Origin of the sequence: Pseudomonas sp. MH9.3, from assembly GCF_034354675.1 — a bacterium.
Lineage (GTDB): Bacteria > Pseudomonadota > Gammaproteobacteria > Pseudomonadales > Pseudomonadaceae > Aquipseudomonas.
In genome coordinates, this window is the sequence record NZ_CP133785.1 from 3,335,812 (window position 1) to 3,348,074 (window position 12,263).

The following is a 12,263-nucleotide window of genomic DNA, read 5'->3' on the forward strand; positions in this document are numbered from 1 at the left end:
CGGTTATGCTCCAGGCTCACTTGTTCAACAGGACCGCGCGTGACAGCACTGACCCCCCTGCAAAAACTTTGGCTGACGGAAGCCGTGCGCCTGCGCGAAGAACACGCCGGCCCCCTGGAAGACCTCGAAGCCAACCGCTTGGCCCGCGCGGCCGGTGGCGACCTGCCGACACGTATTGTGCACCGCGCCCTGCACCTGGCCGAGCGCGACGGGCTGAGCGCCGCCCTCACCCGCTGGCTGCAAGGCGCGCGTCTGGCGCTGGTATTGCTGGCCATCGTGGCCGTGATCAGCGGCGCCGGCCTGGGGTTTGCCGCGCTGGGTAACGGCCTTGTACCCGTGAATGTGTTTTGGGCCCTGGGCAGCCTGCTCGGCTTGAACCTGATCCTGTTGATGAGCTGGGCACTGGGCCTTTTGTTTGCCGGCGAACACAGCGCCAGCCTCGGGCGCCTGTGGCTGTGGCTCAGCGAAAAACTTGCACGCGATGCCAGGGTCGCCCAACTGGCGCCCGCCTTGTTGCTGCTGTTGCAACGCCGCAAACTCAATCGCTGGGCAGTCGGCGTGCTGGTCAACAGCCTGTGGCTGCTGGCCCTGCTCAGCGCCCTGGTGATTGTGCTGACACTGCTCGCCACCCGCCGCTACGGCTTCGTGTGGGAAACCACCATCCTCAGTGCCGACAGCTTTGTCGCCGTGACCCAGGCCCTTGGCGCCGCGCCCGCCGCGCTCGGTTTCAACGTGCCGAACGTCGAGATGATCCGCGCCAGCGGCGACGCCGCGCTGAATATCGAAAGCGCCCGCCAGGCCTGGGCTGCCTGGCTGGTCGGGGTGTTGCTGGTGTACGGCGTGCTGCCAAGACTGGTCCTCGCTTTGCTGTGCCTGTGGCGCTGGAAACACGGGCGCGCCGCCCTGAGCCTGGACCTCAACCTGCCCGGCTACAGTCAACTGCGCGAGCGGCTGATGCCGAGCAGCGAGCGTCTTGGGGTCAACGATGCCGCGCCGCAACAGCTGCATCACATCACCGGCGGCATCAGCGACCTGGCGAGCGACGGCGCGCTGCTGGTGGCCATCGAACTGGACGATCAACGCAGCTGGCCGCCCAAACTGCCCGCCAACGTAAAGCACGCTGGCATCCTCGACAGCCGCGAATCGCGCAACACGCTGCTGGAACAACTCACGCGCTTTCCGCCCGCACGCCTGGCCATCGCCTGCGACCCGCGCCGCTCGCCGGATCGCGGTAGCCTGGCGCTGATCGCTGAACTGGCGCGCAGTGCCACCGCCACCCGCGTGTGGCTGCTGCAAGCGCCGCCCGGCCAGGCGTTGGACGCCGAGCGCCTGGGCGATTGGCACAGCGCGCTGCAACAGCTGGAACTGCCCTTCGCCGACAGCGCGCCACTGAACTGGCTGGAGACCGGTCATGACTAAACCGCTGACACTCGCCGTGGTCGGCCACACCAACGTGGGCAAGACCTCGCTGCTGCGCACCCTCACCCGTGACGTGGGGTTCGGCGAGGTCTCCCATCGCCCCAGCACCACGCGGCATGTGGAAGGCGCGCGCCTGTCGGTGGATGGCGAAGCCTTGCTGGAGCTGTACGACACGCCTGGCCTGGAAGATGCCATCGCCCTGCTCGACTATCTGGAACGCCTCGACCGTCCCGGCGAACGCCTCGATGGCCCGGCGCGTCTGGCCCGCTTCCTCGACGGCAGCGAAGCGCGCCAGCGTTTCGAACAGGAGGCCAAGGTGCTGCGCCAACTGCTGGCCTCGGACGCCGGCCTGTATGTGATTGACGCCCGCGAGCCGGTGCTGGCCAAGTACCGCGATGAGCTGCAGGTGCTGGCCAGTTGCGGCAAACCGTTGCTGCCGGTGCTCAATTTTGTCAGCAGCAGCGAGCACCGCGAGCCCGACTGGCGCGAAGCCCTGGCGCGCCTCGGCCTGCATGCGCTGGTGCGTTTCGACAGCGTGGCGCCGCCCGAAGACGGTGAACGCCGCCTGTACGAAAGCCTGGCCCTGCTGCTGGAAAACGCTCGACCACAACTGGAACGCTTGATTCTCGACCAGGACGCCCAACGCCAGGCCCGCCAGCAAAGCGCCGCCCGCTTGATCGCCGAGCTGTTGATTGATTGCGCCGCATGCCGACGCAGCGTGGTGACCGAAGATGAGCAGCAAGCCGTCGGCGATCTGCGCAAAGCCGTGCGCCAGCGCGAACAAAAATGCGTGGAGGCGTTGCTCAAGCTGTTCGGCTTCCGCCCCCAGGACGCCGCCGCCAGCGACCTGCCACTGCTGGACGGGCGCTGGGGTGATGACCTGTTCAACCCGCAAACCCTCAAGCAATTGGGCGTGCGCGTCGGCGGCGGGATCGCTGCCGGCGCAGCAGCAGGTGCTGGCGTGGATTTACTGGTCGGTGGCCTGACCCTCGGCGCCGCCGCGCTTGCCGGCGCAATTGCCGGCGGCGCGCTGCAAACCGCACGCAGCTACGGCAGCCGCCTGCTGGGCAAGATCAAGGGCCAGCGCGAACTGACCGTCGACGACAGCGTGCTGCGTCTGCTCGCGTTGCGCCAGCGCCAGTTGCTCAAGGCCCTGAACCTGCGCGGCCATGCGGCGGTGCACAGCATCAAGGTCGACACGCCCCAGGACAAAACCTGGCGCGAAGGCAAGCTGCCGGACGCACTGCACAAGGCCCGCGCCTACCCGCAATGGTCGTCCCTCAACCCCGGCGCAAGACTGAGCCAGGCCGAACGCCACGAACAGGTCGAAGCCCTGGCAGGGCGACTGGACGAGCCCTAGCCCGCCAACACCTGCCGTGCCTTGACCTTGAGCAGGTCGAGGTCGAGTACCGGCACCTGCACGGCTTTAGCCTGCTCGTCCCAATGACGCAGGCGCAGGCTAACCGCGCAGAGCGGGTCCTGTTCAAAGGCCAGCGCCTCTTCGGCGCTCATCACGCCGCCCTGATAAGCCAGGGTGCGCCGGCTGGCTTCGCTTAGCCGCGCGTAATAGCCCGGCTGACTGAAGGTGAGGTAACGCTTGGCCTGCACGTGGTATTCCACCAGCCGGGCCAGGCGTTCGCTGAAACCGGCACGGCGCAGGTAGTCCGCGCCCAGTCGCTCATGGCTGAGCACGCCATAACCGCCCATGTTCTCGCCGCCCTGCCCGCACAAGTGGCCGATATCGTGGAAGAACGCCGCCAGCACCACTTCATCGTCAAAACCCTCGGCCATCGCCAGTTGCGCGGCCTGGGACATGTGCTCGAGCTGCGACACCGGCTCGCCGATGTAATCCGCCGTGCCGTGCTGCTCGTACAGGCCGAATACCTCGGCTATCGCCTGCTCCCGGTCCATCACGCCTCCCCCCACAACGTGGTGATATTGCGCTCGCCAAGCGCCGGGCCCACGCTCATGCCCACGCCGGTGTGCATCAATGCCGCGCTTACGCCCGGTGCCGTGCGCAGGAATGAAAACGGACCCGGCCCCCGCGAGCCATAGACGCCCTGCCAACGTTCGACCACCTGGACCTTGCAGCCCAGGGTCTGCTCGGCCAGTTCGAGCAGCCAGTCGTCGACCTGCTCGGCATTGAACGGCGAGGCATCGCTGCCGTAGTCGTGGGAGTCGCCGATGATCAGTTCGCCATGGGGCGTAGGGCTGATCAGCAGGTGAATGCCGTGTTCATGCAGGTGCGGCGCCTCGCGCAGTATCTGCGCCTGCACCGGCGCGGCTTCGGGCAAGTCGGCAAACGCGCCGTAGTGCACACAACTGAGGCCCGTGAGCAAGGCATGTTGCAGGTTCAGATTGCGCGCAGGCCGGGCGCGCAGCATTTGCAGGCGGCAGATATGCGGGTTGAGTTGGGCGATCGGCTCGGCCAACAGGGTCTGGTAGTCGTGGCCGGAGCAGACAATGATCTGCTCACCGCGAAAACTCCCCGCCGTGCTGTGCAACTGGCCGGGTTCGACGTCGCGCACCAGCGTGGAAAAATAAAACTCCACGTTCAGCGCCTGGCTGAGGTAGTGGATCAGCGCCGGGATCGCTTCGCGCGAATACAGCTGCTGATCGTCCTTGCCATGCAGCGCGGCGCGGTGATGGCGGAACTGGCCGTCGTAGAGGCCGCGCATCGCAGCGCCCTGCAACAGCTCGACGTTGTAGCCGTATTCACGGGCACGCCCGGCGCAGAAGGCTTCGAGCAGGTGCTCTTCTGCTTCGGTGCGGGCGAACAGGTACGCGCCATTGCGCTTGAGTTGCAGCCCGGCAACCTCGGCCCAGTGGCCCCAGATGGCGCGGCTTTCGCGCGCCAGGTCAAGCATCGTGCCTGGCGGCTGCCCGGTGACCAGGGCCTGGCCGAAGTTGCGCACCGAGGCGCCCAGCGGCGTGGCGCTGCGCTCGAACACCTTGACCTTGAGGCCGCGCTTGGCGGCGGCGTAGGCGTGGGACAGGCCGAGGATGCCGGCGCCGACGATTAACAGATCACTGTGTTGTGTCATGGAGTGATGCCCTGAATGTGAGACCGCTATCGGGAGCAAGCCCCCTGCCACAGTTGCTGTGCGAACACATTCAAATGTGGGAGGGGGCTTGCTCCCGATGAGGCCATCAGCCTTAAAGAAAACCTTACTGGCCCGCCACCTTCTCCGACTTGCCGTCATAGCGCTTGCGCCACTCGGTGAGGATGCTGTCGCGGTTCTTCGACGCCCACGCAAAGTCATTCTTGATCAGGCGCTGCTCGTAGTCCGCCGGCAATTCGGTCTGCGGTTTGGCGATGCCCGGTTGGGCGAGCACGGCAAAGTTGTCCTTGTACAGGTCCATCGCCGCAGGGCTGGCGGAGAAGTCGGCGAGCTTTTTGGCCGCGTCGGCGTGGGCGGTGCCCTTCATCACAGCGGTAGCTTCAATGTCCCAGCCCAGGCCTTCCTTGGGCAGGATGATGTCCAGCGGCGCGCCCTGGCGTTTCAACTGCACGGCCGGGTATTCAAACGAGATACCAATCGGGAATTCCCCGGAAGCGGCCAGCTTGCACGGCTTGGAGCCGGAGTGAACGTATTGGCCGATGTTCTGGTGCAGGTCGTCCATGTACTGCCAGCCCTGCTTCTCGCCGAAAGTTTGCAGCCAGGCGCTGACGTCGAGGAAGCCTGTGCCGGACGACGCCGGGTTGGGCATCACGATCTTGCCCTTGTACTCGGGCTTGGTCAGGTCCTGCCAGCTCACCGGCTTGGTCAGGCCCTGTTTCTCGGCTTCAACGGTGTTGAAGCAAATGGTCGCCGCCCACACGTCCATGCCGACCCAGGCCGGAGGGTTGGCGGCGTCGCGGTAGTTTTTGCCGATCTTGTCCAGATCCTTCGGCGCGTAGTTTTCAAGCATGCCCTGCTGATCGAGGATCGCCAGGCTCGATGCCGCCAGTCCCCACACCACGTCAGCCTGCGGGCGGGCTTTTTCGGCCAGCAGCTTGGCGGTGATGATGCCGGTGGAGTCGCGCACCCATTTGATCTCGACGTCAGGGTTGGCTTTTTCGAAGGCTTGTTTGTAGGTCTTCAACTGCTCGGCTTCGAGGGCCGTGTACACGGTCAGTTCGGTCTTGGCGAAGGCATTCAGGCTGAATGCGGTGAGGACGGCAGCGACCAGCGTCAGGGGCTTGAACATGGAACACCTCCTTCAAGGGTTATTGGCCGGGCGCGCTCTGGCGCCAGGCTTGAGAGCGGCGCAACGCGCCACGTGAGGCCCACGCCAGCAACAGCGAGACGCTGCCTGAGGTGAACAGAATCAGGGTCGACATCGCCGCCGCGCCGCCCACATTGCCGGCGTCGTCCATGTTCAACACGGCGACGGCGGCGAGGATGGTGTCGGGGCTGTAGAGGAAGATGGCGGCGGACACGGTGGTCATCGCCGACACAAACAGGTAGCGCACGATGTCCAGCAGCGCCGGCAGGCAGATCGGCACGGTTACGCGCAAATAATGGCGGTACAGCGGCGCCTTGAGGGACAGCGCAGCGGCTTCGAACTCGGCGTCCAACTGGCGCAGCGCAGTGGTGGCGGTCATCTGCGCAGTGGTCAGATAATGCGCAATGGTGCACACCACCAGCAGGGTCATGGTCCCGTAGAACACATGCAGCGGGTTGCCGTTGAGATTGAAAAAGAACACGTAGCCCAGGCCCAAAACCAGACCCGGCACCGCCATCGGCACAAAGCTGAGCAGGCGCAGGGCCAGGTTCAGGCCCTTCTGCCCCCTGGTTTTTTCCATCAGGTAAGCGCCGGTGAAGATCAGCACGCTGCCGATCAATGCGCTGCACAGCGCCAGGATCAGGCTGTTGCGATAGGCCAGCCAGCCGCCGCCGGCGGTGTCTTCGAACTGGTAGTGACTGAGCGACAGCGACAGGTTGTACGGCCAGAATTTCACCAGCGAGGAGTACACCGCCATGCCGAAGACCAGCAACAGCACGGCGCAGATCAGCACCACGATGGCCAGGTAGCAGGCGTCCCGTGCCCGCGATGGCGCCGGCCGGAAGACTTGGGCGCGGCCGCTCATGGCGTCGCCATGGCGACGGCGCAACCAGGTATCCACGCCAAAGCTGATCAGCGCCGGCAGCAGCAACACCATGCCGATCAACGCGCCGCGCCCAAACTGTTGCTGGCCGACCACCGCTTTGTAGGCTTCCAGCGCCAGCACCTGATAATCACCGCCCACCACCACCGGCACGCCGAAGTCGGTGATGGTCAGGGTAAACACCAGGCAGAACGCCGCGAACACTGCCTGGCGCGTGGCTGGCCAGGTGATGCTGCGAAACGCCCGGGCGGGGCTGGCGCCCATGCTGGATGCGGCATCGAACAGCCGCGCATCCGCCAGCGAGAGCGCCGAGAGCAGAATCATCAGGGCGTGTGGGAAGGTATAGATCACCTCCCCCAGCACGATCCCCCAGAAGCCGTAGATATTGTCCGCGAGCAAGCCGCGCAGCAGGCCCTGGTTGCCGAACAGGTAGACCAGCGCAATCCCCGGCAGCATCGACGGGGCCATCAGCGGCAGCAACGACAGGCCGCGCCAGATCGGCTTGGCGGGGATCAACGTGCGTTGCAGGGCGTAGGCAAACAGGTAGGCCAGCGGTACGACAATCGCCGCCACGCTGAGGGAGCCTTTCAGGCTATTGCCCAGCAACCAGTGGAAGTTGTCGCTGGTGACCAGTTCCCGCGCCGCTACCAGCCCGCCGCCCTGCCCGGCCTCGCTGCTGAAGCCGCGCCAGAAGATCGCCAGCAATGGCAGCAGGACCGCAACGCCCAGCAGCAGCAACCACACCAGCTTGCCGCCGAGCACGAACAGGCGGTCGCCCATTTCAGCGCGGGACACTTGGCGCGGTAACGTCATGACCGCCGCCATCTTAGGCGAACACCTGCAGGCTGCGCGGTGGCAGGGCCACCCAAATGTGCTGGGCGCCCAGGCGCGGCATGGCTTCCGGGGCCAGTTCGGCCAGCAGCGGGTGGCCGGGCAAGTGCTCCAGCTCGAAGCTCATGCGGCAGCGGTTGCCGAGGAACGTGATCTCGCGCACCTTGGCCGGAAACAGGTTTTCTTCATGCACAGGCGGGTTGACGCTGATGGCTTCCGGGCGGCAGAACAGCCGCCCGGAGGTGGCCACGCCCGCGTCGTCGGCCAGGCGCATGTTCAACCCGCCGACCTGAGCGTGGCTGGCACTGTTGCGGCTGAACGGCAGCCAGTTGCCCTGGCCGACAAACTCGGCCACGAACGGCGTGGCCGGACGGTCGTAGATCGCCTGGGGTGTGGCGTATTGCTCGACCTTGCCGTTGTTCATCACGGCAATACGGTCGGCCATCAACATGGCTTCGTCCTGGTTATGGGTGACCATCAGCGTGGTGACGCCCAGCCGCCGTTGCAGTTGGCGCAGCTCGGTGCACAGGTGCTCGCGCACCCGGGCGTCGAGGGCCGACATGGGTTCGTCCAGCAACAGCAACGACGGCGCCGGAGCCAGGGCGCGGGCCAGGGCCACGCGTTGTTGCTGGCCGCCGGAGAGTTGCCCGGGGTATTTCTTTTCACTGCCGACCAGGTCCACCAGTTCGAGCATCTGGCCGACGCGCTGGCGCACTTCATCGCGGCCGCTGCCGGTGAGGCCGTAGCCGATGTTCGCTTCGACGGTGAGGTTGGGAAACAGCGCGTAGGACTGGAACAGAATGCCGTAGTCCCGCGCCTGGGGCGGCAACAGCGATACGTCGCGCTCGCCCAGGTAAAGCTCACCGCTGTCCTGGCGCTCAAGGCCGGCGATGCAGCGCAGCAAGGTGGTCTTGCCGCAACCGGACGGGCCCAGCAGGCACACCAGCTCGCCGGCGGCGACGTCCAGGGACACGTTGTCCAGCGCGGTGAAGGCACCGAAGCGTTTCTGGATACCGCGCACGCGCATCGGCGCACCGGGGTTGTTCAGGGCTGTGTTCATGGGGGCACCTCATCAAACGGATGAAGGCCATGCTAGGGGGGCAATGCGTCGCGGGTGTGGCAGGAAGGCAAAACCCGGTGATAGTGGTATTGGTGGGTTTGGGTAGGCCTTAAGGAATGAGTTGTCTGGGCCACCACAAAACCTCAGAGCGGCGACATTTCCTGCGCCAACCCCAGAAACGCCGCCGGCAAGCGCGCGCCCTTCCTCTCCTTGAGGCAGTACAGATACTCCGGAATCTGCGGCGCATTCTCGATGGTCAGCACGCGCAATTGCGGGTCATGGGGCACTTCCTGTCGCGCAATGATGCTGATACCGATATTGCGCAGCACCGCCTCGCGGATCGATTCGCGGCTGCCGATTTCCAGCAGCGGGCCGTAACTCACGCCAGCGCCCTGCAACATTTCTTCGGTCAGTCGGCGCGTGGTGGAGCCTGCTTCGCGCATCAACAAGGTGTGCCCGGCCAGCGCCGTCAGCGGCACATGATCGAGCGCAGCCAGCGGATGATTGCGATGCACCGCCAGCACCAGCGGGTCGCTGCCCAATACGCGACGAATCAGCCGTGGGTCTTCCAGCAGCTGCGAAGACGCGGCGACGTCGACGCGGTAGTCATCCAGCGCTTCAAGCACCTGCTGCGAGTTGCCGATTTCCACCGACACGTCCACCAGCGGCAGGCGCTCGCGGAAGGCTTTGACCAGGTCAAGAATGTAGTACGGCGCCGTGGCGGCAATTCTCAGCGCGCCCTGCACCTGACCGTTGTTGCGCAGGAAAAACTCGATATCCGCTTCCTGCTGCAACAGCGCCTTGACCATCGGCAGCATCCGCGCGCCGTCGTCGCTGACCGTCAGGCGGCGCCCGCCACGGTAGAACAGCTCAATGCCGTACTGGCTTTCCAGATGACGGATCTGGGTGGTGACGGTGGGCTGGCTCAGGCCGAGCTTTTTTGCCGCCTGGGTGATGCTGCCCAGGCGGGCGACCATGAAAAACGCTTTCAGCTCGGCACTCAGCACACCCGCCCCTCATCGTTTATTTGCGCAACAGGCGCAGGCCATTGAACACCACCAGCAGGCTCACGCCCATGTCGGCGAACACCGCCATCCACATGGTGGCCATGCCAAGGAAGGTGACGGCCAGGAAGATCGCCTTGATCACCAGCGCCAGGGCGATGTTCTGCTTGAGGATACGCGAGGTTTGTCGCGACAAACGAATGAATGCCGGGATCTTGCGCAAGTCATCGTCCATCAGCGCGACGTCGGCGGTTTCGATGGCGGTGTCGGTGCCGGCTGCCGCCATGGCAAAGCCGATTTCGGCGCGGGCCAGGGCCGGGGCGTCGTTGATGCCGTCGCCGACCATGCCGACGCGGTGGCCCTGCTGGTAGAGGGTTTCGATGGCTTGCAGCTTGTCGGTGGGCAACAGGTCGCCCTGGGCCTGGTCGATCCCGACCTGGGCGGCAATCGCCTGCGCTGTGTAGGTGTTGTCGCCGGTGAGCATCAGGGTCTTGATGCCCAGCTCGTGCAATTGCCGGATGGCTTCGCGGCTGCTGTCTTTCACCGTATCGGCCACGGCGAACAGCGCAAGCGGGCCGGACGCGTCGAGCAGCAGCACCACGGACTTGCCTTGTTTCTCCAGGGCGAACAGCTTTTCTTCCAGTTCGGGCGAGCACAGGCCCAGGTCTTCCACCAGGCGATGGTTGCCCAGGTGGTAGGTCTGGCCATTGATATCGCCGCGCACCCCACGACCGGCCAGGGCTTCGAAGTTATCCACAACGTGCACCGGCAGTTTCTTATCCACAGCCGCATTGGCGATTGCCAGCGACACCGGGTGATCGGAACGCCCGGCCAGGCTGGCGGCAAGCGCGGGGGCGCTGTCTTCGACGGTGGGGAACAGCGCCAGGTAATCGGTTTGCACCGGCTTGCCGTGGGTAATGGTGCCGGTCTTGTCCAGGGCCAGGTAGTCGAGTTTGTAACCGCCCTCCAGGTACACGCCGCCCTTGATCAGGATGCCCTTGCGCGCCGCCGCCGCCAGGCCACTGACGATGGTCACCGGGGTGGAAATCACCAGCGCGCAGGGGCAGGCCACCACCAGCAGCACCAGGGCACGGTAGATCCAGTCCACCCAGACGCCGGCCATGAACAACGGCGGGATGATCGCCACGCCCAAGGCAAACAGGAACACCACGGGGGTGTAGATCTTCGAAAAGCTGTCGACAAAGCGTTGGGTCGGCGCGCGGGCGCCCTGGGCCTGTTCCACGGCGTGGATGATCCGCGCCAGCGTGGAGTTGTTGGCCGCGGCCGTCACCTTGTATTCCAGAGAGCCGGCCTGATTGATGGTGCCGGCGAAGACCTTGTCGCCCACGGTCTTTTCAATGGGCAGGCTTTCACCGGTGATCGGTGCCTGGTCGATAGTAGACTGGCCGGCGGTGACTTCACCGTCCAAGCCAATGCGCTCGCCGGGTTTAACCCGCACGATGGCGCCGAGATCGATACCTTTGACTTCCTTTTCGACCCAGCTGCCGTCCGCCTGCTGCACCGTCGCCTGCTCCGGCGTCATCTGCATCAAGCCGCTGATGGCATTGCGCGCACGGTCCAGAGACTTGGCTTCGATCAACTCGGCCACGGTGAACAGGAACATCACCATTGCCGCTTCCGGCCACTGGCCGATCAACACGGCGCCGGTCACCGCGATGCTCATCAGCGCGTTGATGTTGAGGTTGAGGTTCTTCAGGGCGATCCAGCCCTTTTTGTAGGTGGTGAGGCCGCCGCTGAGGATCGAAACCAATGCCACCAGCGCAATCAGCCAGGTCGGCGCCACGCCGGAAAAATGCAGCACCTCGGCGCCCAGCGCACCGACGCCGGACAACGCCAGCGGCCACCAGTGTTTTTTCGCCGGCGGCTCGGCGGCCGGCGTGCCCTCTTCAATCGGATCGGCCTGCATCCCCAGGGACTTGATCGCCTCGACGATCGGCGCGGTGCTCGGCAGGTCATGGGTGACGCCGAGGATACGGTTGATCAGGTTGAATTCCAGCTGCTGCACGCCGGCCAGCTTGCCCAGTTTGTTCTGGATCAGCGTCTGCTCGGTGGGGCAGTCCATCGCTTCGATACGAAAGGTGCTCAGGCGCGAGCCCGCCGAGGGTGCCTCGCTCAGTTGCACCCGCGCCGGCGCCGGCTCACTGGAACAGCAGGCGCCGCCATGGTTGTGCACGGGCGTAAGTTTTTTGGGTGCATGATCGTGGGTGTGCAGAGAATCGCTCATTCTGTCGCGTCCTTATAAGGTGCCTGTTGCCAAGTAAAGACCCTGTAGCCACTATAGGGTCAAGCACCCATTTGGAGATTGCTGCAATGAAGATCGGCGAATTGGCCAAACACACCGACTGCGCGGTGGAAACTATCCGCTACTACGAGAAGGAAGGCCTGCTGCCGCCCCCGGCGCGCACCGATGCCAACTACCGCGTATACACCCAGGCGCACACCGAGCGGCTGATCTTCATCCGCAACTGCCGCAGCCTGGACATGACCCTCGAAGAAATCCGCAGCCTGCTTGGCCTGCGCGACAGCCCCCAGGATCAGTGCGAAAACGTGAATGCGTTGATTGATGAGCACATCCACCACGTGAAAGCACGGATCGACGGGCTGCTGGCGTTGCAGGAACAGCTGCTCGACCTGCGCCAGCGCTGTGGCGGCGGCCCGGAATGCGGGATTTTGCAGCGGCTGGAGGTAAGCGGGAGTGTGCAGGCCAGCGAAGCGGAGCCTTCACACGTGGGCCGCAGCCACGGCCACTGATACCGCCAGGATTAACACCAGATCCAAATGTGGGAGGGGCTTGCTCCCGATTGCAGAGCGTCAGTCAACAGATGCTTGAATGACA

General features: G+C 64.9%; 10 protein-coding genes. 3 read left to right on the plus strand and 7 right to left on the minus strand.

The annotated features are described in order from the left end of the window. The first annotated feature begins 39 nt into the window (after window positions 1–39). Window positions 40–1,419 carry a DUF2868 domain-containing protein gene (locus RHM60_RS14770; protein WP_231422745.1) on the plus strand — a complete coding sequence of 460 codons (1,380 nt, stop codon included), beginning with the start codon at window positions 40–42 and terminating at the stop codon, window positions 1,417–1,419. Continuing rightward, window positions 1,412–2,779: a DUF3482 domain-containing protein gene (locus RHM60_RS14775; RefSeq protein ID WP_322212125.1), complete on the plus strand. Its 1,368-nt coding sequence runs from the start codon at window positions 1,412–1,414 to the stop codon at window positions 2,777–2,779. Before RHM60_RS14770 ends, RHM60_RS14775 begins: the two co-directional genes overlap by 8 nt. On the opposite strand, the gene RHM60_RS14780 is transcribed toward RHM60_RS14775, so the two are convergent. The 7 genes from RHM60_RS14780 to RHM60_RS14810 form a co-directional block, all read right to left on the minus strand. Next, window positions 2,776–3,330, minus strand: coding sequence for a phosphonate degradation HD-domain oxygenase (locus RHM60_RS14780; RefSeq protein ID WP_231422747.1), 555 nt, complete (start codon window positions 3,328–3,330; stop codon window positions 2,776–2,778). The genes RHM60_RS14775 and RHM60_RS14780 overlap by 4 nt on opposite strands. Further along, the gene (locus tag RHM60_RS14785) at window positions 3,330–4,463 is read right to left on the minus strand and encodes a TIGR03364 family FAD-dependent oxidoreductase (protein WP_322212126.1); all 1,134 of its coding nucleotides are present in this window, start codon (window positions 4,461–4,463) and stop codon (window positions 3,330–3,332) included. Before RHM60_RS14785 ends, RHM60_RS14780 begins: the two co-directional genes overlap by 1 nt. Before the next feature lie 124 nt (window positions 4,464–4,587). Further along, window positions 4,588–5,610, minus strand: a complete 1,023-nt coding sequence (locus RHM60_RS14790) for a putative 2-aminoethylphosphonate ABC transporter substrate-binding protein (protein ID WP_231422749.1) — start codon at window positions 5,608–5,610, stop codon at window positions 4,588–4,590. A gap of 19 nt (window positions 5,611–5,629) precedes the next feature. Continuing rightward, window positions 5,630–7,336: a putative 2-aminoethylphosphonate ABC transporter permease subunit gene (locus RHM60_RS14795; protein ID WP_322212127.1), complete on the minus strand. Its 1,707-nt coding sequence runs from the start codon at window positions 7,334–7,336 to the stop codon at window positions 5,630–5,632. Between the two features lies 1 nt (window position 7,337). Continuing rightward, window positions 7,338–8,402, minus strand: a complete 1,065-nt coding sequence (locus RHM60_RS14800; RefSeq protein ID WP_231422751.1) for a putative 2-aminoethylphosphonate ABC transporter ATP-binding protein — start codon at window positions 8,400–8,402, stop codon at window positions 7,338–7,340. 143 nt (window positions 8,403–8,545) lie between these two features. After that, window positions 8,546–9,409, minus strand: a complete 864-nt coding sequence (locus tag RHM60_RS14805; RefSeq protein ID WP_209986024.1) for a LysR family transcriptional regulator — start codon at window positions 9,407–9,409, stop codon at window positions 8,546–8,548. Window positions 9,410–9,425: 16 nt separating this feature from the next. Continuing rightward, complete coding sequence (locus RHM60_RS14810; RefSeq protein WP_322212128.1) at window positions 9,426–11,651, minus strand: heavy metal translocating P-type ATPase; 2,226 nt, start codon at window positions 11,649–11,651, stop codon at window positions 9,426–9,428. Between the two features lie 86 nt (window positions 11,652–11,737). Here RHM60_RS14810 and cadR point away from each other — a divergent pair, with 86 nt between their 5' ends. Then, window positions 11,738–12,178, plus strand: coding sequence for a Cd(II)/Pb(II)-responsive transcriptional regulator (gene cadR / locus RHM60_RS14815; RefSeq protein WP_209986031.1), 441 nt, complete (start codon window positions 11,738–11,740; stop codon window positions 12,176–12,178). Window positions 12,179–12,263 lie beyond the last annotated feature (85 nt).

What these genes read in the sequence shown, in the direction of transcription:
- RHM60_RS14785 (WP_322212126.1), bottom strand. Translation starts at nt 4,463, where the DNA reads ATGACACAACACAGTGATCTGTTAATCGTCGGCGCCGGCATCCTCGGC.
- RHM60_RS14775 (WP_322212125.1), top strand. Translation starts at nt 1,412, where the DNA reads ATGACTAAACCGCTGACACTCGCCGTGGTCGGCCACACCAACGTGGGC.
- RHM60_RS14795 (WP_322212127.1), bottom strand. Translation starts at nt 7,336, where the DNA reads ATGGCGGCGGTCATGACGTTACCGCGCCAAGTGTCCCGCGCTGAAATG.
- RHM60_RS14800 (WP_231422751.1), bottom strand. Translation starts at nt 8,402, where the DNA reads ATGAACACAGCCCTGAACAACCCCGGTGCGCCGATGCGCGTGCGCGGT.
- RHM60_RS14790 (WP_231422749.1), bottom strand. Translation starts at nt 5,610, where the DNA reads ATGTTCAAGCCCCTGACGCTGGTCGCTGCCGTCCTCACCGCATTCAGC.
- cadR (WP_209986031.1), top strand. Translation starts at nt 11,738, where the DNA reads ATGAAGATCGGCGAATTGGCCAAACACACCGACTGCGCGGTGGAAACT.
- RHM60_RS14780 (WP_231422747.1), bottom strand. Translation starts at nt 3,330, where the DNA reads ATGGACCGGGAGCAGGCGATAGCCGAGGTATTCGGCCTGTACGAGCAG.
- RHM60_RS14810 (WP_322212128.1), bottom strand. Translation starts at nt 11,651, where the DNA reads ATGAGCGATTCTCTGCACACCCACGATCATGCACCCAAAAAACTTACG.